Raw genomic sequence first — 22,554 nt, 5'->3', positions numbered from 1 at the left:
GCGAATCTAATGCTCTTGAAAAAGAAGCCTCCAAACCACGACGAAAGTGGGATGGAGGCTTCTATATGTTGCTTAATGGCAATCCGGGGCATCATTATAAATAATGCTGTCGCCGTTCAGAACGATGAGCGGCTGAGGCACATACGGCTTTGCTTCCGCAACGTTCGCCCGGTCCTTTTGTCCGTAAATAGCTATAACAACCGCTGCGATGGCGATTGCGGGTATCGTAATCCACTTTTTCTTCAACATGGGACATCGAGCTCCTTCCGCTGCACGAAACTATGTATGGATATTGTACCTCATTTCTGACCGAAATACTAGGGATTTTTCCGGGCACCGGAAACAGCGTCGGAATAATAAAAGAACCGCCATCCTGCGATGACGGTCTGAAACGGTATTTACGGATTCAATAACGCACCCCAGTTCGGGAACATGTTGCTGTAATTCCAAAAGCCTTCCTGCCATTGGAGTCCATCCCTCAAGTCGAAGAGCGGTTTGTTCGCAGAAGTGCCGTCTCCTTCGGTATTATCATATTTCTCTGGCGTACTGTTCCCAATGAAGTCCGGAATATCTCCGGGCGGGATATTGAGACTGATTTGCCCGGTTTCCCATACGTAGTAGATTTCTTGATCAGCAATATCGCTCAAGAGATGAAGCGGTATATAGGTATTGTTGTCGATTATGGCGGGAGCGGCGGCCATTGCTGTACGATTGCCGTTAACGACGGCCGAAGAGTCACCGATCGTCAGAACGGCTGATTGCTTATTGTAGAACGTTATCGTAACTTCGTCCCAAGTGTCCTTCCATTGGACCGTTGCGTTTAATTGATCGACCACCAGGTCGAGCGGTATCATGACCGCATCGCCGATGAGCATCGGAGGGGCGGGGAGATCGATTTGATTGTGCCGATAGTATGCTTTTACACTGTCCAATTGAAGGACGACGTCCAACCGGTATGGGTGTGGCTTGACTTCCTCAGCGGTATATGGCTTAACCTCCTCGGCCTTGAACGGCTTGACATCTTCAGCTTTGAACGGCTTGACATCTTCAGCTTTGAAAGGCTTAACTTCCTCGGCCTTGAATGGCTTAACTTCCTCGGCCTTGAACGGCTTGACTTCTTCGGCTTTGAACGGCTTAACTTCCTCAGCCTTGAACGGCTTAACTTCCTCGGCCTTGTACGGTTTAACCTCCTCGGCTTTGTATGGCTGAACCGCATTCGGCTGGGAAGGCTGGGACGGAGACGGCGAAGCATCCAGCGGTACCGCAGATACCGGCTTGCCATTGTCGTACGTAACTTCGTATCGTTTTCCGTTGACTGTTGCGATTCCTTTTCCGTGCATCGCTCCGGCTTTGAACGGTCCGGTATAAGATACGTCCTTCGTCACGAGCGTCCCGTTTCCTTCGAATTTGCCGCCCTTGATTTGTCCCGAATACTTCGATCCGTCCGGCCAAGTTTGAACGCCTTCGCCTTCAGGCAATCCTTGCTTGAAGGAACCCGTATACTTTGTCCCATCCTTCCAAACCGTTACGCCATTGCCTTCGGGAACTCCCGCTCGGAACATTCCGTCATAAACCGTTCCATCCGCGTAATATAATATTCCTTTGCCATGCATCTTCCCGTTCAGCGTCTCTCCTGTATACTTGGAGCCGTCACTGTATGTGATCGTCTCCACTTTGACCGAATCCGCATTTCTCGGTGCAACCGAATCCGCATTTCTTGGCGCAACCGATTCCGCTGTATAAGGCTTGACGGTTTCGGCCATATACGGCTGTATATCGGCGTGCACGACGGTCGACCAGCAACTGAAGGCCAAGATCGCCGCCGCGGTTCGTGCCGCCTGCTTGATTTTCATCGGATGGACTCCTCCTGCTCTTAGCATGTTCTGTCATCATTCTAGAAGAAGTACATTACAAAAAACTTACAAATCGCAAAGCGTCGGCTTTTCGTGACGAATCCGAAAAATGAGTAGGTATATTTTGCAAAAATATTGAAATCGATGTAACTTTTTTCGGTTTGCCGACGTCTATTCCTTTGTATGAACCTTATATGAACGAAGGATAGGAGGGAGAGTCAGGGGATGGGCTGGCTAAAGCGTGTCACCGCAAATAAAAATAGGGAAACGACGCCGACCAAACCGCTGCCTGGAGACGCCGCGGACTTGCCGGTCATAGGCCGGGAGGCGCTGCAGGAAAGTGCGGCCGCTACCGAAGCGCATGCCCGCGACGATTCGCAACCGCAGTTCGTGCCGACGGGTGGGAGAGAACCGCTCGCACGAGAGCCGATATTGACCGTCAGCCGAGTGGAGAGATCGTTTCAAGTCGGGGGTCAGCAGCTTCACGTATTGAAAGGTATCGATATGGAGCTTTTGCCGAACCGGCTCGTGATGCTGCGAGGCCGATCGGGCTCCGGCAAGACGACGCTGCTCAATATGATCGGAGGACTGGACCAGCCGAACAAGGGCGAAATTTATTTTATGGGCAACCCGTTTCATGAGTGGAACGACGATAAGCGGACGGAAGTCAGAAGGAAAAAAATCGGATTCATCTTTCAATCGTTTGCGCTCATGCCGCTATTGTCCGCCTGGGAAAACGTCGAGCTGTCGCTGCGGATGGCGGGAGTGCCCCGTTCCCAATGGAAGCCGAGAGTGCAGCATTGCCTGGAGCTGGTCGGGTTGGGCAAACGAATGCATCATCGGCCGTTCGAGCTGTCCGGCGGCGAACAGCAGCGCGTCGCCATCGCGAAGGCGATTGCTCACCGGCCTACGCTGCTGCTCGCGGACGAACCGACCGCCGAGCTGGATTCACAGATGGGGGCGCAAGTTATGGCGGTGTTCCGCGATATTATCCGGACCGAGCAGGTAACCATTTGCATGACGACCCATGACCCTACGATTTTGGAGGTAGCCGACCATGTCTATCAAATGGTTGACGGAAAATTCATTCATACATAACAAGCCGCTCAAGCCGATTCGATCCAGAGTGGTCGTATCGATCGTACTAGCCGCATCGCTGCTGACCGTTTCCGGGTGCTCGCTGCTTCCGAAGGAAGCCGAGGAAGAGACGCTTCCCGCGATCACGCCGCCCAAGCTGTCCGCTAAGCCCGAATACGCCGTCAAGACGACGACGCTCGAGACGAAGCTGCGCGGCGTCGGCAGGCTGATGTCGACGAAGGAAGAGACGCTTTATTTCACCCAGGATGTGAACAGGCGTTTGAAAGAGATTTATGTAAAAACCGGCGACGCCGTCAAGGCCGGCCAGTTGATCGCCGAGCTCGACGTTGCGACGCTGGAGAGCGATCTGCGGCAGAAGAAGCTGCAGCAGCGCAGCGAAGAGCTGAAAATGATCGAGATCATGCGCAAAAATGACGGATCCAAATCGGTTGAGGAGCTGGAGCAGGCCAAAATCCAGTTCGAGCTGAAAAAGGAAGAGCTCGCCAAGCTCGAGGAATCGATCGTCAAGGCGAAGCTGACCGCTCCGTTTGACGGAACGATCGTCTCGGTTGCGGTCAAGAAGGGCGACAATATTCAAGCCTACGACGATATTGCTGTCATCGCCGACCTGAACGAACTGACCGTGGCTGCGGAGCTGACCGCGGACGATCTGAAGAAAGCGGCTGTCGGCATGGAGGTTGTCGTCGACATCAACTCGGCGGGGCAGCACAAGGGCAAGGTGAAGCAGCTGCCGCTTCCGAAGCAGGACAGCGGACAAGGGCAGCAGCCGGGACAAGGCCAGAATAAACCGAAAGATTCGATCGACAATTATTTGCTCGTCGAGCTCGAGCAGTTCCCGAAAGGACTGAACCGCGGGACGCCGCTCAGCATCTCGGTCATAACGCAGCGCAAGGAGAACGCAGTCGTCATTCCCGCCGCCGCGCTCCGTACGTATTCCGGACGAAATTACGTTCAGGTTGTCGACGAGAAAGGAAACAAACGGGAGGTTGACGTCGAGATCGGCCAGCAAACGTCCACCGAAGTGGAGATCCTCAAAGGCCTGCAGCCGGGGCAAAAAGTGGTGGGGAGATAACGCCGATGCCGATGCTCCGATTTTTGTACCGAAAAATGTGGAACAACCGCTGGATGACGCTGAGCACGCTGCTCGGGCTCATTGTCGCGGTTTCGTTCACGACCAGCATTCCGATGTACTCCGACGGCTCCCTGAAGCGGGTCGTCGCCAAAACGCTGCTCGACAATACGGACGGCTTGCCGCCCGGCTCGACGCTGATCCGGTATCAGGCGGTCGGTTCGGACAAAGCGGACCTGGAATCGCTGCAGGATGTCGACACATATATAAAGGAAGATATTCCTGGCCAAATCGGTTTTCCGGTAACCACTTATGTGAAGACTTACTCGATCAGAGGCTCGCAGGTAACCCCGGTCGATCCGTCCAAGACGGACCCGAGCAAGCGGCGGCAGATGACGATATCGTCGTGGAGCGGCTTGGCAGACCATATTGAGATGTCGAACGGCAATCCGTTTTCCGATCAGGTGAAGAACGGGGTCATCGAAGCCGTAGTATTTGAAGAAGCGATGTACCGGGGCGATTTCCGCGTCGGAGACGAGTTCAACTACCCGTTGACGGGCGGACTCGGGATCGCGCCGCTGAAGGTGAAAGTCGTCGGAACGTTCAAGCCGAAGCAGGAGAACGATCCGTATTGGTATCAAGGCTTCGAAGGTCTTCTGAATAGCTTTATCGTCAGCGAAGAAGTTTTCCAGAAAGAATTGCTGCAGCAGAAAAAAATTCCGCTCAACTTGGCGAACTGGTATTACGCCTTCGACTTGAGAGAGATCAAGACGAGCCAGCTGTCCGATCTGTCGCGCAAGCTGGACCGGCTCGACATTACGCTGTATCAGAAGCTGAAGGAAACGAAGATCGATTTCTCCTTTAAAGAAATGCTTTCCGAATTCAAGAAGCAGAGCTTGCAAATGCAGATGATGCTGTTCACATTGGCCGCGCCGATGATCGCGATGGTGTTCTACTATATCGTGATGAACGCGCGTCAGTCGCTCGACCGCCAGCGGAGCGATATCGCCGTGCTGCGCAGCCGGGGGGGAAGCACCCGCCAAATCATTTGGGTTTATTTGCTGGAAGGGCTTCTGCTTGGCGGCATCGCGCTCGTGATCGGGCCTATGCTCGGCTGGATGATGGCCAAAGGCATCGGCTCGTCCAATGGATTCCTGGCCTTCGTGGACCGGAAATCGGTACCCGTCGGGGTGACGAAAGAGGCGCTGTTGTACGGCGCCGCGGCCGTTGCGCTTGCCATTCTGGCCAGCGTCGTGCCTGCCGTCTCGTTCGCAAGGTCGTCTATCGTCAGCTACAAGCAGCAGCTGGCACGTTCGGACCGGAAGCCGATATGGCAGAGGTGGTTTCTCGATATCGCGCTCGTCGCATTGGCGGGCTACGGCTATTATTCGTTTCAGAACTATCAGATTTTATCGGCGAGAACCGGACTGACGAACGACCAGCTGCAGGTGCATCCGCTGTTGTTCTTCGTTCCCGCGCTGTCCATCTTCGCACTCGGGCTGTTTTTCCTGAGGCTGTTCCCTTGGCTGCTGCGGCTTGCCAACTGGCTCGGCAAAACCTTTTTGCCCGTGCCGATCTACCTGACGCTGACGCAGCTGTCCCGATCGTCCAAAGCGTATTATCCGCTCATGCTGCTGCTCATTCTGACGCTCGGACTGGGTGTATACAACTCATCCGCAGCACGGACGATCGACCTCAACTCGACCGAACGTACGTTGTACCAATATGGCACCGATGTCATCCTGCAAACGGTATGGGAAGGGTACTCGGAATCGCCTGCCCCTTCGCAAAGCGGCGGAGGACAGGGGCAAGGCCAAGGTCAAGGAGGCGGAAGTCAAGGCGGAGGCCAGGGAGGTCAAGGAGGACAAGGGGGTCAAGGGGGTCAAGGGGGTCAAGGAGGCCAAGGCGGTCAAGGAGGCTCCGGCGGAGGCGAGCAAAATTCGAAAGTGCTGTACGTGGAGCCGCCGTTCGAGATGTACCGGACGATGGAAGGCGTAGAGCATGCCGCAAGAGTTTTGCAGACGAAAGGCAATATCGTCGTGTCCGGCAAATCGCTCGGCCAAGGTACGGTCATGGGCATAGACAATGTCGATTACGCCGAAGTGGCTTGGTTCCGCAACGACTTGTTTCCTGCAAACCCAAGGCAATATTTGAACCTACTCGGCGCATACGAGCAAGCGGTCATCATACCGGAGTCGTTCGCGAAGAAGCATCAGCTGAAAGCAGGCGACTTGATCTCGATCGCGATCCAGCAGCAGATGGTCGAATTTGTCGTGGTTGGCATCGTCCCTTACTGGCCGTCGCAATTCCCAGACCAATCGCCGTTTTTCATCGCCAATCTGGATTACATATTCGACCAGGCGCCTATAACTCCATACGAAGTCTGGCTCAAAATGAAACCCGGCGCCAAGCTCGCGCCGATTATCGAATCGATGCAGGCGAAAGGGATTCAGCTCGTCAGCTACAAAGATGTACGAAACGAACTGATTACGCAGAGCAAACACCCGTCACGCGGCGGCGTATTCGGCATTTTGAGCCTCGGGTTCCTCGTTTCGGTGCTCGTATCCCTGATCGGTTATGTACTTTACTGGTTTTTCAATTTGTCCAGCAGGGTCGTCCAGTTCGGGGTGCTTCGGGCGATGGGGCTGTCGCGTAAGCAGTTGACGGGGATGCTGCTGCTCGAGCAAGCGTTCACCGCAGGCTTATCCATTGCTCTCGGTTTTGCTATCGGGAAGCTCACCAGCGTGCTGTTCCTGCCGTTTCTGCAAACGGCGGAAAACGCGAAGATGCAGGTGCCGCCGTTTAGGGTCGTATTCGAATCGAAGGACATGTATCAGCTTTACGGCGTCGTCGCCTTCATGATGGTGACGGGAGCTACACTGCTCTTGCTGCATATCCGCCGGCTGAGAGTGCATCAAGCGGTCAAGCTGGGGGAGGAGCGGTAACCGATGATTTATTGCGAAGGGCTCGTCAAAATTTACAAAACCGACGAAATCGAAGTCGTCGCGCTCCAAGGACTGAACATATCGGTCGAAGCCGGCGAGATGATGGCGATTATCGGCAACAGCGGAAGCGGGAAGTCGACGCTGCTCAATATTTTGGGCGGCCTCGACCGTCCTTCCGCGGGCCAGGTGCGCGTCGGGGAATGGGATTTGCTGAAAATTACCGACGACCAGCTGGTCGAGTACAAACGCAAGACGGTCGGCTTCATTTGGCAAAATAACGCGCGCAACCTGCTTCCTTACTTGACCGCGCTGGAAAACGTGGAAATGCCGATGATGCTGAACGGAAAAATTGACCGCGCCTACGCCAAGCAGCTGCTGGAGTGGGTCGGATTGAAGGATCGCCTGAACAATAAGCTGTACCAGCTGTCCGGCGGGGAGCAGCAGCGCGTCGCCATCGCCATATCGTTATCCAACAGGCCATCGCTGCTGCTGGCCGACGAACCGACCGGCTCCGTCGATACGCAGACGTCGGATATGATCATGAACATCTTCCGTCGGCTGACGAAGGAGCTCGGGGTAACGATCGTCATCGTCACGCATGACCTGACGCTTGCCAGCAAGGTCGACAGGGTAGTGGCCATACGGGACGGATTGACCAGCACCGAGTTCGTGAAGCGGAATCCGAACTTGGGCGGGGACGGAGCAGACGAAGCCGAAGCCCGCCAAAGCATCAAGGAAGGCCATGAGGAATACGTCGTGTTGGACCGGGCGGGACGGCTGCAAATTCCGAAGGAGTTTTTGCAGGCGCTGAACATTACGAACAAGGCATCGATGGAGTTCGACGGCAAGACGATTACGATCAAATCGCCGAATCAATTGGGGGGAACGACCGAATGAAACAATCGAAACCGAAATGGCTCAAAACGGCAGCCAGCATTACGATGGTAGCTACATTGACCGTGCCGATCTTGGCAGCGTGCAACAAGGCGGGAAGCGCGGACGACAAGACGGAGCGGGTGCTCCGCATCGCGACGCAGTATTACGGCGAGGAAGACGAGTATTTCCGCCAGCAGTTCACGGAAATTTTCGAATACAACAATCCGAACATTAAAATCGAGATCGTATCCGCGATGAACCCGGATCAATACCGGTACGGTGGAAGGCCCGAAGGAGAGAAGCGGGAAGACCCGAACGAGAAGATGAAGGAGCTCATCAACAGCGCGAATCCGCCCGATGTGATCTTGATGAACTTCGATCAGCTGCCCGACTTGATCTCGAATAATATGCTCAAGCAGCTGGACACGGATATTACGAAAGATAAATTCGATATGACGGACATCGTGCCGGCCGTACTGGACGGGATCAAGTCGGTGGGCGACGGCAAATTGTTCGCGCTCGCTCCGACGTTCTCGTCTCAGGTGCTGCTGTACAACAAGAAACCGTTCGACGATGCGGGTGTACCGTATCCGAAGGACGGCATGACCTGGGATGAAATGTTCGATCTGGCGCGCCGCGTTTCGAAGGGCGAAGGCGAGAACCGGGTGTACGGCTTCTCCTTCAATCAATACAGCTACGGTTCGAAGGAAAATCTGTTCTACGAGATGGGGACTTATTCGGCGCCGCTGCAACTGCGCATGTTCAGCGACAATGCGGAGAAAATGACGGTCGATTCCGACGGCTGGGAGAAAGTATGGACGACGATGATCCAGCTGAGCAAAGAAAAAATATTCCCGGAACCGGTCGACTACAGCAAGATGGATGCGGTAAGACGGGCTTCCTCGATGGACGGCGCGTATAACCCGTTCCAGAACAACACGTTCATGAGCGGCAAGCTGGCGATGACGATCGGACAGCAATATTCGATCAACGAACTCATTCGCGCCAATAAAAGCGCACAAAACATTAAAGGCTACACCCCGATCGATTGGGATATCGTTACGGTTCCGACGCATCCTCAAGCGAAAGATGTAGGCGGCAACGTATTCCTGAACGGCTTGATGGGCATTAACGCCAAAGCGCAAAATCCTACTGACGCTTGGAAATTCATCAAGTTCATTAACGGCGAAGATTGGGCGAGACTGAAGTCGAAGAGCGTCAACCAGCTCGTATCGCGTGCGAAATATATTCAACCGCGCGAAGGCTTGCAGTACAATGTCAAAGCATTTTATTCGCTGAAGCCGATTCCGGCGGAGAATGAAATGAGCAAGCTGTACCGTCAATATCAGAACATCGGGCAAGTCAACTCGATGGGCATGCAATATTTCAAGAAAGCGATCGAAGGCACGACTACGGTGCGCGAGGCGCTGAAGGAATGGCAAACAGCCGGGGACGCCGCGCTGAAACAATTGAAAGAAAATCCGAACGCCCCGATCAACGTAATGCCTGGCGGTGGCAAACCAATGATGATGCCTGCAGGTTAACTGCAACGCAAGTAAACCGGATCGCTTCCATGCGGTCCGGTTTTTCACCTATAGACGCATATCTGCATGGACGAATTCCTGCGTTCGGGTAAGCGATTACGTGCTATAATGGGATGTACATGACAGGAAAGGGGAGATTACGATGCCTAATCGGGTTCATAGTAAAGAGGTCAAAGAAGCCGCACTGCGCAAGCTTGCCGAACGCGGCGTGCAACTGGAGGATATCGCTCTAATCGTTTATGAGATGCAATCTCCCTACAATACCGGTTTGAAGCTCGAGATGTGTCTGGACAGCGTAAAAGCGGTGCTGGAGAAACGAGAGCTGCAGCATGCCATCCTCGTCGGGATCGAGCTGGACCAGCTCGCGGAGAAGAAGATGCTCTCCGAGCCGCTGCAATCGATCGTAGAGGCGGACGAAGGCTTGTTCGGCTGCGACGAGACGCTGGCGCTCGGTTCCGTCTTCGGTTACGGAAGCATCGCGGTTACGACGTTCGGCCATCTGGACAAGCATAAGATCGGCATCATCAAACGACTCGATACGAAAGCCGGCAAAGGCGTCCATACATTTCTGGACGATTTGGTCGCGAGCATTGCCGCATCCGCGGCGAGCCGGATCGCACATCGGCTGCGCGATGACGAAGAACGGTCCGAGCAAGCGGGGAGAGCCTCCGCACTGCCGGAGGAAAACGCAGGCTAATCGGAGCGGTACATGCGCTCCTTCATCAATCCCCGGAGCCGTCCGGGGATTTTTTTAACGATTCAGAAAATTTAACTTTGCCTAGGCGTTAAAGCGAAGTGCGAGTTTCTGAACGTTTTTTTTATATCATTTTGGGCGGAAGTCCGTAAAAAAAACGGGGAGATGGGATATGCTATTAGAAGATGAACAATAAGGGAAAGGAACGATCGCACATCATGAGATGGGTATATTGGGTCAAATTGTACGAAAGCAAATTCCAAGCGGGCTGTCTGGCTAAACGGATGGAGGAGGATTGGTGGATTTACGGTTACGAATGTCCGCAGTCCGTCGAAGTGTACCGCTCCAAAAAAGGCCGCTTCGGAGTGAGGTATCAACTATAACCTGCTTGAGCTGATTATACAATATTTTTTTGTTGACATACTATTCGGTTATGGTGTATATTTATTTTTGTCGCTGTTCAAGAAGGACGGCTTTTTCCAACGACGCGGGGTGGAGCAGCCCGGTAGCTCGTCGGGCTCATAACCCGAAGGCCGCAGGTTCAAATCCTGCCCCCGCAATTGTATCTTCACAAAGAAGGGCCCTTAGCTCAGTTGGTTAGAGCGGTCGGCTCATAACCGATTGGTCGGGGGTTCGAGTCCCTCAGGGCCCACCATATTCAATCTTTAACTAGATTGATAGATTGTACAAGCTACGCCGGGGTGGCGGAATGGCAGACGCACAGGACTTAAAATCCTGCGGGGGCGACCCCGTACCGGTTCGAGTCCGGTCCTCGGCAGTACAGCGAACGAAAACCTCTTCAGATTACCCGATGAGAGTCGGGCAGTGTCTGGGGAGGTTTTATTTTGTTCGTAAAGATAGCCAAAGTGAAGAAATAGTTGCATGTACGTGGGATGATCATCTGGACAAAGGCTATCCAGCGGTCAGGAGTCGTTCGATGAAATTGAGCCGAGTGTACTCGATCATTTGGGGCAAGATATTATTAAGCAGTAACAACATGCAATAACAGGCTCGTCTTGATAATAGCCGAGTTGGTGAACTGCAAAAGATGCTCGTCATACCGATTTAACTATGACAAAACGATATGTGGCTTGAACCAGTGATGACGGGAAAGATCAGCATGAGTTAGCATCTCCGATCAATCGTTTAGTGCCTGATAAGAAGCGGGTCCCTTAATGGGGCATTTTTTTTGTTAAGGCTAAATAAAAATTCAATTCGTACTTGTTGCTTCATATCCGTAGTCACGCTCGACCTTGCAAACCCTCGTTTTATATTGGAGATACCAATCTGACATTCCTTTACGTTGTGCCATTAGATGTCTCTCGTTTTGTTTCCATTTTTGGATAGATTCAAGAGAATCCCAATACGACACAGTGATGCCTAAACCTTCTCGGACGCTTTCCACACTCAAAAATCCAGGTTGGATTGATGCAAGCTTCACCATTTCATCCGCCATTTCAGCATAACCATTATCTCCTTCTGTTCGTTCAGAAGTAAATATTACCGCATAATAAGGTGGCTGTGGTGTTCGGGCAATACCGCTCATATAATTCCTCCGTTTATAATGATTGCAAAGTCGTTTTAAGCCTTTCTCACTATAAACTTAGGAAGAAAAGGACGTTTGTAGAAGATTGATGGTTGTCATCTACTTTTTTTCTTATTCGACGTTGTGTTCCCAAATTCCTTGCTTTCTAAATAACGGAACCAAGCCAAATAATGTATGTTCTGACGGTCATGTAATTCTCTTTGTAATGAGTATAGGCAAACTTTCCATTGTGGAATCCTTCAATTGGAAATATAATGTAATTTAATTTGACTATATAATCCAGCAGATGGAGTTCGTGACGGTATGGCGGTGGAGTAGTTACCGATTATTTATGGGTTTAAGGTAGAGGGAAACTAGAAAATTTATCAGTCTATTGGAGCGGAGCGTGTTATCATGCAACTCGAAACGAGGCAGTTGATCATTAGAGAATTTACGGTTGAAGACACGCTTGCCGTTCATGATTATGCTTCGAATACCGAGGTAGCCAAATACATGATCTGGGGGCCGAATACGGAAGAAGAGACGGCGTCGTTTATTGATCGTGCTATTGAAATGCAACGCAGACAGCCACGACTTGATTATGAGTTTGCGGTCGAGTTAAAAGAAGAGGGTCAACTGATTGGTGTCTGCGGGATTCATCTTTCAGAACCTTTACAGGGCGAGATCGGTTATTGTTTTCATCCATATAGATGGGGGCGGGGATATGCTTCCGAATCAGCCAAAGCGCTGCTTCAGTTCGGATTCGAAAATCTTGGACTGCACCGCATTTATGCGACATGCCGTCCTGAAAATATCGGCTCTGCCAAAGTGATGGAGAAGATCGGCATGAAGTACGAGGGACATTTGCGCGGACATATGCGGCACAAAGGAAAGTGGCACGATTCCTTTCAGTATTCCATACTGGAGGACGAATACGCAGAACTCGCACTCACGAGTAAAAGGGTCTGACACCTTCTTTCCCCGCATCGACGAGCATCCCGATATAGAAGAAGCGTTGTTTGTCCAATTGAAAGCAGTAAACATGAATTGCAACACGATCATCCATGGCGATTACAATCTGGGAAATGTCCTCGTTGGTCCAACTCAATACACGATCATAGATTGGACGAATGTGCAGCTTGGGGATCGCAGATATGATTTTTCTTGGGCCAGTTTCCTGATTCGAATATACAACGAAGAGGTAGTGTATCAGCAATTTATCCGTACATATTTACTCGAGATTCCGACTTCCGGAGATGATATGGCTCGTTTTGAATCTATAGCGTGCTTGAGGTGGCTTTTGCTCAACCGTATAGCGAATGTTCCGAAGAATGTTGATACAGATAGCCGCATACACGATTTCCTGCTTCAGGATAGCTTGATTCCCAAGAGGCTGTCTTTGTTTATTTAGCCGTGCATGCATTAGGAGAAGTGGGTTACCAGAAGGTGAATACGCACGTATATAGCTACAATGAACGATCGATCCGACTGCATCGGGCGTTAGGCTTTGGCGGAAAGGTCAACTCCGTAACATGATCTATACGAATGGGAAGTACTATGATGAGATTCAATTTGGCATGACCAAGGATGAGTTTATAGCCCGAATCGTCGAAAAGCATTGATTATGTCTAAATGTTAGTACTTGAACCAAGGGGGACAGCGATGAATATTCGATTGGCAACCGAGACGGACATCGATCAACTGATCCGAATGCGCTGGGATTTTACTTACGAGCATGCACCAGGCATCGTCGCGTCCTATGAAGATTTCTATGAAGAGTGCAAGTTATTTCTTAAGGATGTTATTGACGGTGGAAAATGGTTCATTTGGGTAGCTGAGGTGGATTCCCGAATCGTAGCCCATATCTACATTGACCTGATCAATAAGGTGCCGCGGCCAGGACGTATCACTAATCCATTTGCCTACATGACTAACGTTTACACGGTTCCCGAGTTTCGCTCGAGGGGGATAGGCAGCCAGCTATTGAAACAAATCAGGCAATGGGGAAGGGACAAGAAACTTGAGTTCATAATCGTTTGGCCGAGTGAAGAAGCCGTTCCCTTTTATTCAAATAACGACTACAAGCATTGTACCGAACCAATGGAGCTTGCATTGGATTGAATTGAACCCCGTACCGGTTCGAGTCCGTTCCTCGGCAGTACAGTGAACGAAAACCTCTTCAGACTACCCGATGAGAGTCGGGCAGCTTCTGAGGAGGTTCTTGCTTAGCGTACTTTCGATTCGCCCTCATCCCCGCCCCGGGGCTTTTTTCTTGCCAAAAAACTCGGGATATAGCATGATAAGATTGAACTGTTTTTGGAACGGTTACGTTTACTAGGGTAAGGTCGTTATGAGAACGGCCGGGGAGTGCCGGAAAACATGCATAAAGCAACGGATGGAGAACTGATGCGGCTCATTCGCGGACGGGATCGCGATGCTTTCGAGCAGTTGTATGACCGTTATGTGAAGCTGGTCTATTCGTTTGCCCTGAAGTCGGTTCGAAGCGAACAAGCCGCGAGAGAAATCGTACAGCTTGTTTTCATGCGTTTATGGACGACGGAGAAAGGATACAATCCGGATAAAGGGCAATTCGTGAACTGGCTCATCACCGTGACTCGCAACATGAGTATCGATTACACCCGCAATCAGCGCAAGCATGAGGCGACTATAGCGATCGAACCGGACCAATGGGTGAAAATACCGGACGACAGTTTGAATACGCCGGAGGCGAACCTCAACCGGATAGGGATGCGCGAGCAAATACGCGACGCATACCGTTTGTTATCCGACAACCAGATCAAGCTGATCGAACGGGTATACTGGGAAGGCTACACATTAAGCGAAATAGCGCAAATGAATAACGAGCCGCTCGGTACGATCAAGAGCCGGCTTCATCAATGTTTGAAAGTGTTGCGCAAGCATTTGACCTTGCAGGAGGAGGAGACATGACGATGGAGACGAGAAACGGACTTCCTTGCGAATATTTGATCGATTGCTTGATTGGCGAGGCTACCGCAGCCGAGCGCAAGGCGTTTGAGCGCCATCTGCCCGATTGTCCTTCCTGCTCCAGACAATGGAAAGAGATGTTGGAAGTGTGGAACAGCTTGCCCGGCGCTGCGGACAGCTCGGACCCTCCTGCAGGGTTGAAGGAAGAAGTGATGCAATCCATCTTCGGGGTAGAGAAGATTAATAGTCACGTCCAACGAGCATCAACCGCCGAGCAAGACGAACCGTCCCCGCTTCGGGTGCCGGAGACTGTCTCCGCGCCGTCCGCCTCGCCCCGCCCTCGGCGTAAATATGCACTAGGTGCTGCGGTTGCGGCTATCCTCCTGGCTGCTTGCATATGGTTTTATTCGGCGCACAGCGACGATTCGTTCGTTGTCAATGCGATCGAGCAGCCGCTTTACGTCGAGCAGACGTATGTGCTGAACGCATCCGAAAGCTCGGGAGCGGATGCGCAGGGAACCGGCTGGGTCGTCTGTCAAGGCAACAAGAAGAAGCTAGTGCTGAATACAAGCGGTCTAGCCGCAACGAGCAACGACGAAGCGTATCAAGTATGGCTGATCCATGAAGGCAAACGACAAAACGCGGGGACGTTCTGGGTCGATCCGAAAGGCAACGGGGTGCTCGTCTACGATTTGCCGCGGAGAGATGCGGAATTCGATACGATCGGGATCACGCTTGAGCCGGATTCGCGGGGCAATCAACCCCGGGGCAAAAAAGTGTTGGGCAATTAACGAAGCGAATGCGAAAAAAAGGACCTCCGGCATGAAACCGGGAGTCCTTTTTCTTGTGCATGCGAGTCATTTCGGATTATTCAGCACCGGCGTATAAGAAGAGGCGACGAACGTATCCACCTTCGCTTCGGTAATGACCTGAGGGTAAAACTTGCCGGGCTCCGGCTCATGCAAGGCATAAGAGATCACGGCGTTGCCGTCTTCTCTAAATTCGATGGCCGTTACGGTGATCCGGTACCCTGGGTTCGGCTTCTCGCCCCAGACAAGCGTCACTTTGTTCACTTCTTCGTTAACTTTCGTCACGTTCAGCTTAATATCCGCTTGTATCGGAGGCTGCTTCGGCAAAGGAGTATGCTCCTTGGAAAATTGGATGGCCGCATGCAGCATTCGGGCCGCTTCGCTGCGGGTGATTTCATTCTTCGGATAAAAATATCCGTTATCGAGCTCGGTCATTTTGCCGAGCAGCAAATGCTGAATGCTGTTCATATACGCTTTAGTTACGTCCTTCTCGTCCTTCATGACGACGTACATTTTGACGAAAGCGTAATCGCCTTTAGCCGTTAAAGCGTGGAATAACAGATCGGCGTACTGCTCTTTGGTCAAGTTTTGCATCGGATCCGCATCTTTCGGAATCGGTACTCCGTTTAAAGAAGCATAGAGGAAAGCCTGAGCATACCACGCGTCGTCGGGTATTTTCGTAAAGATGTCGCTGGCCTTGGGCTCTTTAATGAATTGGATATGCGCGATATTCAAATCGAATGCCTTGACAAGCATGACTACTGCCTGAGCCATCGTCACTTTGCCTTTCGGTGCGAAAAGTTGTTCCGTTACCCCATTCACGACGCCCTCTCTCTGCAGAGCGGCGATTTGCGCCTCGTTAGGATCGCCTTGCGTGTCGGAGAAAGCATATACCGTTCCTCCGAGCATCAGGAGCAGCGCCAATAGGGCCGCTGTCGCTATTGTTAAACGTTTCTTCATTAAGTATCACCCGCCTCATTGGGATTAGGAATGCGATCGATCGTTCCAACCTTACAAACGATGCCGGCTAGGAAAAAGTTGCATGTCTCCGTCATTTTTTTGCGGCGGTCGAAGTGCATACTACGATCTGAGGTGATATGCATGGCGCAAAAGCACAAACGCCAGCGCTATCGGACGCTGAATGTCCGGCAGACTGGCGTTTTACTCATGAATCAGTCGTTCAATCCGGCTCTGCACGTTCCAGTGCCGGGGGAAGCGTCGGCCGGCGAATAAGCGATTAAAGTTACGTCCTGTCCGGTTTCCCGCTGCAATCGTTCTTCCAGGCGTACGATTTCGCTGATGAGGGACGGATTATCGTGAAAGTCGGTGTACGTATACTCGTCTCGTGTGGTCATGTGAACTCCCCATTCCGTTTAGTCGCTAATGACTAGATTCACCGGAATGGCCCGGTACTATTCAAATCCGGGGGGAATGTTTTTTGTGCTTTATCCGGAGTTGACGTATCCGGCAGGTGTTACGTATAATATAAGAACAAACGTTCTTATTTGGAGGGTTGTTCTTATGAATAAATTCGCAATCGATAGTACGGCCGACCGGCAGTATGAAGAAAATATACGTTCATTGGCCGTCGCCATGTTTACGGAGAAGGTGGCCATCGTTACGGTGCGGGGCGATTCGGAGCACCAGACGATCCAAGGCCGGATAACGAAGCTGGACAAGGAACGGAAGCGAATCAAGATCGAGAACGCCGAAGAATATTGTTGGGTCGACTTCCCGGACGTCGCAGGCATCGAATTGGTGCTCGATTGAACGAAGATACCCCGATATGGTATGCTTAAAGCAAAAATATAGTGGAGCAGAGTGAGTCGGATGATCGCAACGGAAAACATATCGGGAAAGTTGAATCAATTTGCGGAGCAAGCCCAAGACTTGATTTTTTTGCTGAGGGCCAAACAAAATCAGGATGGGATCAGTACTTTATCCGTGAAAGAAATGGCGACAGTATTACATACTTCCGTCGATGCAGCCAAAGGAAGGATCGACAAGCTGATCGGACTCGGGCTGGTCGAGAAGATCGGTTCGAATTCGTATAAAATGATACATTCCGACTTGGAACGCACTTCGTACGGTGCGGTAACGAAGCTAGCGGCTATTCTTTCGGATATGCCGAACGCCACCTACAAGGAACAGGCGGAAGCAATGGGGATTACCCAGAAGGAACTGGAAATGGTGTACGGGCTGCTTGTATATTTGCTCCGTACTTGATCATAACGAAAAAGCCCCGGAGATCCGGGGTTTTTGTCCGTTCATGCGACGAACGTCAATGCAAGTCCCGGAACCTGCGGTGCTCGGGGTGGCGCAGCTGCTTTTTGGCCGTGATGACAATTCCGGTGATCGAGACGACAATAAGCAGACAGCTTTCGAGAAACGAGATATAACCGTCGTTTGCCCACATGAATGCAAGAAACATGAGCAGCCACATGTTTACGTAGATGTATTCATACAGTAGTCTCAGCATTGTCAACCTCCTGCGCTACATGGTTCAATCCTACCTGTAAGTACCAACAGCATATGCCGTCTGGGCGCTCGTGATGCTTGCTTATGCCCAATATTAGGCTTGCCCGCGAGGGGAATTGCTTATCATGTTCGATCGGCGGTGCGCATATACTGGTATCACCCGGATACAGAGGTGATGCGATATGGAACGGAACGGCTCGGCCGTTAGAGGTTTACTGTTTGCAGTCATGCTCGTAGCACCGGTTTGGGCCTTGCTTGCTTGGCTGTGGAGTCACTCGTGAGAGTGGCTTTTTTCGTTGCCGCAGGTCGTTAAGCGCTTCAGTCGGAGAAATCGAATTGCGAGCCTACGAAATAACCGAGCGTAATAAAGCACAAGCACCAGAAAAGAGCGCCGAATCCGGCGTATAATAAATATTTGCGTTGGTTCATTCCGCTGACGCCGGACAAGTAGCAAATCAAATGCCGAATGCCCGGGATGAAATAACCGAAGCTTACGGTCCATAGTCCGTAACGGTTAAACCATTTCTCGGCTTTGCCGAGACGCTTTGGCGTCAGCTTGACCCATTTGCCGTATTTCCACAGCAGCGGCTTGCCGAAGTGCCTTCCCGCCCAGTAGCTGCACGTCATTCCGGTCATAGCCCCCATAAAGCTGACCGTCAAGGCAATCGGGTAATCGAGCAGGTCCAAGGACGTCAAGTAGCCGACGAACGTCATCAGCAGCTCATCCGGAATCGGTATGCCTACGATGCCAAGGGCCAGCAAAACATACAGCGCGGTATATCCGTATTGGGCAATCATTTCTTGGACAAAACTCATGACTTCACTCCAACATGTATGCTTTCAACCGGATCCGTTTTGCAGGTTCAAACGCTACTTGTCCGACGGCTCCGCTTGACGGGCAATCGGTTTTCCGATCGCTTGAACGTCCAGAATGTCGAGCAGGAAGACGAAGGTCGGAATTCCGACGATCAGCCCCCAGACGCCGAAGAAGTGCTCCGAGAACAGCAGTACGACGAATGTGTAGAACATCGGCAATTTCGTCTTGGACGCCATCAAACGCGGGTTGAGCACATAGGCTTCCACGGCGTGAACGACCGTAATGATGACGAGCAGATAGACGATATACAGGATGCCGCCGATGCTGTAGGCGATTGCGCATAGCGGAATAAGGGACAGGAACACGCCCGCGACCGGTACAAGCCCGAGCACGAAAATAAGCAGCGCCAATACGAACAAGTTCGGAAAGCCCATGAGCCATAACGCCAGCGTCGTTGCAACACAATTGATAAAAGCGATGAGCAGCTGGGTTTCGATCACTTTGCCGAAGGTGAGAATGAACTTTCGGCCGAAAAATTCCACCTCGTTAAACAGCCAGGCCAGTTTGCTCGTGCGGAACTGCCTCGTAAAACGGACTACGTTTTCTTTGCCGAGCAACAGGAAGAAGCTCAGCAGCAAGGCGAGAAACAAATGAAAGCCCCAGTTGCTTACCTTCATTACAAATTCGAGTCCGTGCTTTACCGTACCTTGAATATCGATCGAGTTCAGAAACGAAACGAGATAACCCGCCAATTCGTTCTCCTGCGGCAGGGTGTTGACACGCTTGACGAGATCGATCAGCTGGCCGGTCTGGTTAATCATCGCCGGAAAGAGCTTGAAGCCCCCTGCGATCAGCAGAGCCGTAAGGATGAAATATTGCAACGATAAAATCACCTTGGAATTTACCGGGACGATCTTGTTCATTAATCGGGATGTATGGAAACACAGTTTGTCCATCAGGAAGGTGAGCAGGAAGGTCAATAAAATGACGTTGAGCATACTGCGAAGCAGCACGAGCAGCAGGCAAAACAGGCCGAGTATGGCGAAGCGCCGCACATCTTTTTTTTGCAGGAAGGTGATGATGAAGTTCATGGAAACATCCTTTCTACCGGGGACGCGTCATTGGAGTGCCCTCATTTTAGCAGAAAGGTGTGTATTTCATGTGTTCTTTAGACCCGATTTCCGCTCAGGACATACAAAAAACACAAACATCGGTTATACTGGAGCTGGAGCTTCGACGCTCGATCAACGAGTAGAAATACCGGGAATCGGGGTGCAGAGAAATGAAGCGAAACATCCTGCTCATTGAAGACGAGAGCCGGATCCGCGAAATTGTGGCGGACTACTGCGAGCGGGAGCAGTGGAACGTATACGAAGCGGAGAACGGCAAGCAGGCGCTGGATATGCTGGAAACGATGAAGCCCGATCTCGTCATACTGGATATTCTTCTGCCGGAACTGGACGGCTGGACCGTCTGCACGCGCATACGCGCGAAATCCGACGTACCGATCATCTTGCTGACGGCCAAGTCCGAGGACGATGACAAGCTGATGGGGTTCGAGCTCGGCGCCGACGATTACGTCACGAAGCCGTTCAGCCCGAGACTGCTGATCGCCCGGGCGAAGACGCTTATCAAACGGGTCGAGGGCACGATCGGCAAAGACGATCACTATGTCCGATTCGGACGGGTCGTCATTAACAAGCGCGCTCGCCGGGTGGACATAGACGGTAACGGGATTGACCTGTCGCCGAAGGAATATGAGCTGCTGCTCTACTTGCACCGAAATGACGGTATCGTGCTGTCGAGGGAAACGATACTGGATCACGTGTGGGGCTTCGATTACTTCGGAGATTTGAGGGTTGTCGATACGCATATCAAAAAATTGCGCGGCAAGCTCGGTGACGAAGCCCGCCATATTCGCACGGTCATCCGCGCCGGCTATAAATTCGAGGAAGACCGATGAAGAGGCGCGGCATTATCGTAAAGCTGTTCGCGATTACGGCGACTTTTTTTCTGGCGCTGTATGCGATCGTCCTCCTAGGCCAGCTGCTATTCTTCGAACGGTTCTACGAGCATCATAAGCTGAGTGCGCTGGAGAAAAAACTGAAATCGTTCGGGGAGCAGTACGAGCAGATGAAGGGCGACGATACCCGCATATCCCGCGAAATCGCGCTGTTCATAAACCGGAACAAGTCGCAATTGGCGATACTGACGCCGCAAGGGAAAGTATTGCACGATAATCCGTTTCGCATCGTAATCCGCGAGGAGGACGGGCACGAGGTCAAAATATCGTTGTCGCCGTTTGGGTCCGCCAAAGGGCGCGAATTGCAGGCGGCCAAGCTGAAGCGGGGGGACCGGGTCGAAGTCGAAGGCTTTTTCGAGGACGAGACGCTCCGTGACTGGCTGTACCCTGTCATGATCAAGAAAGCCGGCGTGAAAGAAATTCGCGGTCCGGAAGGACTTGAGACTCCTTTTCCAAAAACGCGGTTAAGCGGAGAAATTACCGAGCTGCTGCTCCCCGGACTGAAGCAGTGGAACATGCGGCAAGGGATGCTTTCGCTCGCGCTCGAGGAATGGTTCCCGCTTAAGGAAGAGCTTGCCGCCGAGCTGCAAAAAGGAAATATGGTGAAGGAAGAGTGGGCGGATTCGTGGAGCGGCGTACGCAGCTACATCGCCATCCAGCCTGTAATCAGAGACGGGCGTCTTACCGAGCTCGTATTCGCCTTCGCGTCGCTTCAGCAAATCAGCGAAGCTTACGATGCGCTGCAGCTATTCTACGTATATATCGGGATCGGCGGGTTCGCCCTGATCTTATTGCTGTCGCTCGTGTTCTCGAGAATCGTGTCGAAGCCTATTTTGTCGCTGAACAGCGTCGCCTTGCGCATGGCGAAGCTGGACTTCTCGGCAAAATCGCCGATGCGCCGCAACGATGAGATCGGCAGCTTGTCCGACAGCTTGAACAGCTTGTCCGAGTCGCTCGATCTCACCTTGAAGGAGCTGCAGCAAGCCAACGATCAGCTGCGGGAAGACATGGAAAATAAGCGGCAAATCGAGCATATGCAGAAAGAGTTCGTATCCAACGTGTCCCACGAGCTGAAGACGCCGCTTAGCATCGTCAGAGGCTTTGCCGAAGGGCTGAAGGACGGCGTGGGCGAAAGCAAGCGAGAACGCTATATGGAAGTCATTTTGGACGAGACCGAAAAAATGGAAGAGCTGGTCAAAGATTTGCTCGAGCTGACGAAGCTGGAATCCAAGTCGATCAAGCTGAAAAAAACCACGTTTTCCGTCAGCGAGCTGATGGAGGATATCGTCGACAAGCTGTCGCATCATTTGAACGTGAAACAGTTGAAGGTCGTCACCGTCACGGCCAATGAGCAATCGGTTATCGCAGATCCGGTCAAAATCGAGCAAGTGCTGTTCAATATTATGATGAACGCGATCCGGCATGCCGTTCCCGGCAGCGAGATCACGGTCCGGATCGATAGCGAGCACGACAGGGTGCGCGTTGCGATCGAGAACGATGGGGAGCCTATACCGGACGACCAGATCGATCATATATGGGAACGGTTTTATCGCACGGAACGATCCCGCAACCGCAAGACAGGGGGGACAGGGCTCGGGCTCGCCATCGTCAAGCTTATTCTGGAGCTGCATGAAAGCCGGTACGGGGTAATGAACACCGGGCGCGGGGTGTCGTTTTACTTTGTCTTGTAAGTCGGAATATGGCAAAAAGGCGGGACGGATGTCCAATGTCATTAAGTTAAGGCGAAGAGCCAAAATTAAGAACAAGAGCAGGTTATCGAAAAGATAGCCCGCTCTTTTTTTGCACGAAAATAAAAAATAGAACTTGACAAACAGTTGGTATGTGTGGCGAAGCCCCTTGAAAAACGAGGAGGTTAC

24 protein-coding genes, 3 tRNA genes and 1 pseudogene are annotated in these 22,554 nt (G+C 51.9%); 20 read left to right on the top strand and 8 right to left on the bottom strand.

Features of this window, described 5'->3' with window-relative positions; translation table 11 throughout:
- Window positions 1-72: 72 nt before the first annotated feature.
- Together FE783_RS37690 and FE783_RS25175 are read right to left on the bottom strand one after the other, a co-directional pair.
- Window positions 73-249, bottom strand: a complete 177-nt coding sequence (locus FE783_RS37690; RefSeq protein ID WP_158302021.1) for a hypothetical protein — start codon at window positions 247-249, stop codon at window positions 73-75.
- Window positions 250-398: 149 nt separating this feature from the next.
- Window positions 399-1,853: a stalk domain-containing protein gene (locus FE783_RS25175; protein WP_158302020.1), complete on the bottom strand. Its 1,455-nt coding sequence runs from the start codon at window positions 1,851-1,853 to the stop codon at window positions 399-401.
- Window positions 1,854-2,078: 225 nt separating this feature from the next.
- Between FE783_RS25175 and FE783_RS25170 the strand changes: the two genes are divergently transcribed.
- The 10 genes from FE783_RS25170 (at window position 2,079) to FE783_RS25125 (ending at window position 10,857) form a co-directional block, all read left to right on the top strand.
- The gene (locus tag FE783_RS25170) at window positions 2,079-2,951 is read left to right on the top strand and encodes an ABC transporter ATP-binding protein (RefSeq protein WP_238403251.1); all 873 of its coding nucleotides are present in this window, start codon (window positions 2,079-2,081) and stop codon (window positions 2,949-2,951) included.
- Window positions 2,911-4,023: an efflux RND transporter periplasmic adaptor subunit gene (locus FE783_RS25165; RefSeq protein WP_138882147.1), complete on the top strand. Its 1,113-nt coding sequence runs from the start codon at window positions 2,911-2,913 to the stop codon at window positions 4,021-4,023. The genes FE783_RS25170 and FE783_RS25165 overlap by 41 nt, the downstream gene beginning before the upstream one ends.
- A gap of 5 nt (window positions 4,024-4,028) precedes the next feature.
- Window positions 4,029-6,965 (top strand): ABC transporter permease, encoded by a 2,937-nt coding sequence (locus FE783_RS25160; protein ID WP_138882146.1) that lies wholly within the window; start codon window positions 4,029-4,031, stop codon window positions 6,963-6,965.
- Between the two features lie 3 nt (window positions 6,966-6,968).
- Entirely contained in the window at window positions 6,969-7,862 is an 894-nt protein-coding gene (locus tag FE783_RS25155) for an ABC transporter ATP-binding protein (RefSeq protein ID WP_138882145.1), read from the top strand.
- Entirely contained in the window at window positions 7,859-9,385 is a 1,527-nt protein-coding gene (locus FE783_RS25150) for an ABC transporter substrate-binding protein (RefSeq protein WP_138882144.1), read from the top strand. The genes FE783_RS25155 and FE783_RS25150 overlap by 4 nt, the downstream gene beginning before the upstream one ends.
- 142 nt (window positions 9,386-9,527) lie before the next feature.
- The gene (locus FE783_RS25145) at window positions 9,528-10,082 is read left to right on the top strand and encodes a phosphatidylglycerophosphatase A family protein (protein ID WP_138882143.1); all 555 of its coding nucleotides are present in this window, start codon (window positions 9,528-9,530) and stop codon (window positions 10,080-10,082) included.
- A gap of 182 nt (window positions 10,083-10,264) precedes the next feature.
- A complete protein-coding gene (locus tag FE783_RS38050) occupies window positions 10,265-10,462 on the top strand; it encodes a hypothetical protein (RefSeq protein WP_138882142.1) in 198 nt (65 codons plus the stop codon).
- A 103-nt stretch (window positions 10,463-10,565) separates the two neighbouring features.
- Window positions 10,566-10,639, top strand: a tRNA-Met gene (locus tag FE783_RS25135).
- 18 nt (window positions 10,640-10,657) lie between these two features.
- Window positions 10,658-10,734 (top strand) — tRNA-Ile (locus FE783_RS25130).
- A gap of 40 nt (window positions 10,735-10,774) precedes the next feature.
- Window positions 10,775-10,857 (top strand) — tRNA-Leu (locus FE783_RS25125).
- A gap of 432 nt (window positions 10,858-11,289) precedes the next feature.
- Here FE783_RS25125 and FE783_RS25120 read toward each other — a convergent pair.
- Window positions 11,290-11,625 carry an antibiotic biosynthesis monooxygenase family protein gene (locus tag FE783_RS25120; RefSeq protein ID WP_138882141.1) on the bottom strand — a complete coding sequence of 112 codons (336 nt, stop codon included), beginning with the start codon at window positions 11,623-11,625 and terminating at the stop codon, window positions 11,290-11,292.
- Window positions 11,626-12,018: 393 nt separating this feature from the next.
- Between FE783_RS25120 and FE783_RS25115 the strand changes: the two genes are divergently transcribed.
- The 6 genes and pseudogenes from FE783_RS25115 (at window position 12,019) to FE783_RS25095 (ending at window position 15,341) form a co-directional block, all read left to right on the top strand.
- On the top strand, window positions 12,019-12,573 hold the full coding sequence (locus tag FE783_RS25115; protein ID WP_138882140.1) for a GNAT family N-acetyltransferase: 555 nt from the start codon (window positions 12,019-12,021) through the stop codon (window positions 12,571-12,573).
- The gene (locus tag FE783_RS39030; protein WP_420799767.1) at window positions 12,467-13,015 is read left to right on the top strand and encodes an aminoglycoside phosphotransferase family protein; all 549 of its coding nucleotides are present in this window, start codon (window positions 12,467-12,469) and stop codon (window positions 13,013-13,015) included. Before FE783_RS25115 ends, FE783_RS39030 begins: the two co-directional genes overlap by 107 nt.
- Window positions 13,016-13,032: 17 nt before the next feature.
- Window positions 13,033-13,226 (top strand): annotated as a pseudogene (locus FE783_RS38420) (GNAT family N-acetyltransferase); the annotation flags it as partial.
- A 40-nt stretch (window positions 13,227-13,266) separates the two neighbouring features.
- Window positions 13,267-13,725, top strand: coding sequence for a GNAT family N-acetyltransferase (locus FE783_RS25105; RefSeq protein ID WP_138882138.1), 459 nt, complete (start codon window positions 13,267-13,269; stop codon window positions 13,723-13,725).
- A gap of 258 nt (window positions 13,726-13,983) precedes the next feature.
- Window positions 13,984-14,553: an RNA polymerase sigma factor gene (locus tag FE783_RS25100; protein WP_138882137.1), complete on the top strand. Its 570-nt coding sequence runs from the start codon at window positions 13,984-13,986 to the stop codon at window positions 14,551-14,553.
- Window positions 14,550-15,341 (top strand): anti-sigma factor, encoded by a 792-nt coding sequence (locus tag FE783_RS25095; RefSeq protein WP_158302019.1) that lies wholly within the window; start codon window positions 14,550-14,552, stop codon window positions 15,339-15,341. The genes FE783_RS25100 and FE783_RS25095 overlap by 4 nt, the downstream gene beginning before the upstream one ends.
- Window positions 15,342-15,407: 66 nt before the next feature.
- On the opposite strand, the gene FE783_RS25090 is transcribed toward FE783_RS25095, so the two are convergent.
- Together FE783_RS25090 and FE783_RS25085 are read right to left on the bottom strand one after the other, a co-directional pair.
- Window positions 15,408-16,319 carry an S-layer homology domain-containing protein gene (locus FE783_RS25090; protein ID WP_138882135.1) on the bottom strand — a complete coding sequence of 304 codons (912 nt, stop codon included), beginning with the start codon at window positions 16,317-16,319 and terminating at the stop codon, window positions 15,408-15,410.
- A gap of 212 nt (window positions 16,320-16,531) precedes the next feature.
- Window positions 16,532-16,714, bottom strand: coding sequence for a hypothetical protein (locus FE783_RS25085; protein WP_138882134.1), 183 nt, complete (start codon window positions 16,712-16,714; stop codon window positions 16,532-16,534).
- Between the two features lie 166 nt (window positions 16,715-16,880).
- Here FE783_RS25085 and FE783_RS25080 point away from each other — a divergent pair, with 166 nt between their 5' ends.
- Both FE783_RS25080 and FE783_RS25075 read left to right on the top strand, forming a co-directional pair.
- The gene (locus tag FE783_RS25080; RefSeq protein ID WP_138882133.1) at window positions 16,881-17,129 is read left to right on the top strand and encodes a YolD-like family protein; all 249 of its coding nucleotides are present in this window, start codon (window positions 16,881-16,883) and stop codon (window positions 17,127-17,129) included.
- Window positions 17,130-17,189: 60 nt separating this feature from the next.
- Window positions 17,190-17,585 (top strand): hypothetical protein, encoded by a 396-nt coding sequence (locus FE783_RS25075; protein ID WP_138882132.1) that lies wholly within the window; start codon window positions 17,190-17,192, stop codon window positions 17,583-17,585.
- 55 nt (window positions 17,586-17,640) lie between these two features.
- Here the strand turns inward: FE783_RS25075 and FE783_RS25070 are convergent, their stop codons facing one another.
- The 3 genes from FE783_RS25070 to FE783_RS25060 all read right to left on the bottom strand — a co-directional run bounded on the left by FE783_RS25070 (window position 17,641) and on the right by FE783_RS25060 (window position 19,745).
- Window positions 17,641-17,838, bottom strand: coding sequence for a hypothetical protein (locus FE783_RS25070; protein WP_138882131.1), 198 nt, complete (start codon window positions 17,836-17,838; stop codon window positions 17,641-17,643).
- A 317-nt stretch (window positions 17,839-18,155) separates the two neighbouring features.
- On the bottom strand, window positions 18,156-18,653 hold the full coding sequence (locus FE783_RS25065) for a DedA family protein (RefSeq protein ID WP_138882130.1): 498 nt from the start codon (window positions 18,651-18,653) through the stop codon (window positions 18,156-18,158).
- A gap of 54 nt (window positions 18,654-18,707) precedes the next feature.
- Window positions 18,708-19,745, bottom strand: a complete 1,038-nt coding sequence (locus FE783_RS25060) for an AI-2E family transporter (protein ID WP_138882129.1) — start codon at window positions 19,743-19,745, stop codon at window positions 18,708-18,710.
- Between the two features lie 191 nt (window positions 19,746-19,936).
- Between FE783_RS25060 and FE783_RS25055 the strand changes: the two genes are divergently transcribed.
- Both FE783_RS25055 and FE783_RS25050 read left to right on the top strand, forming a co-directional pair.
- Window positions 19,937-20,617 (top strand): response regulator transcription factor, encoded by a 681-nt coding sequence (locus FE783_RS25055; RefSeq protein WP_138882128.1) that lies wholly within the window; start codon window positions 19,937-19,939, stop codon window positions 20,615-20,617.
- Complete coding sequence (locus FE783_RS25050; RefSeq protein WP_138882127.1) at window positions 20,614-22,368, top strand: sensor histidine kinase; 1,755 nt, start codon at window positions 20,614-20,616, stop codon at window positions 22,366-22,368. Before FE783_RS25055 ends, FE783_RS25050 begins: the two co-directional genes overlap by 4 nt.
- Window positions 22,369-22,554: the final 186 nt, after the last annotated feature.

It is taken from the genome of Paenibacillus mesophilus (assembly GCF_005938385.1).
GTDB classification, from domain to species: Bacteria; Bacillota; Bacilli; order Paenibacillales; family NBRC-103111; genus Paenibacillus_AB; species Paenibacillus_AB mesophilus.
This window is presented reverse-complemented; position numbering and strand designations above follow the sequence as displayed.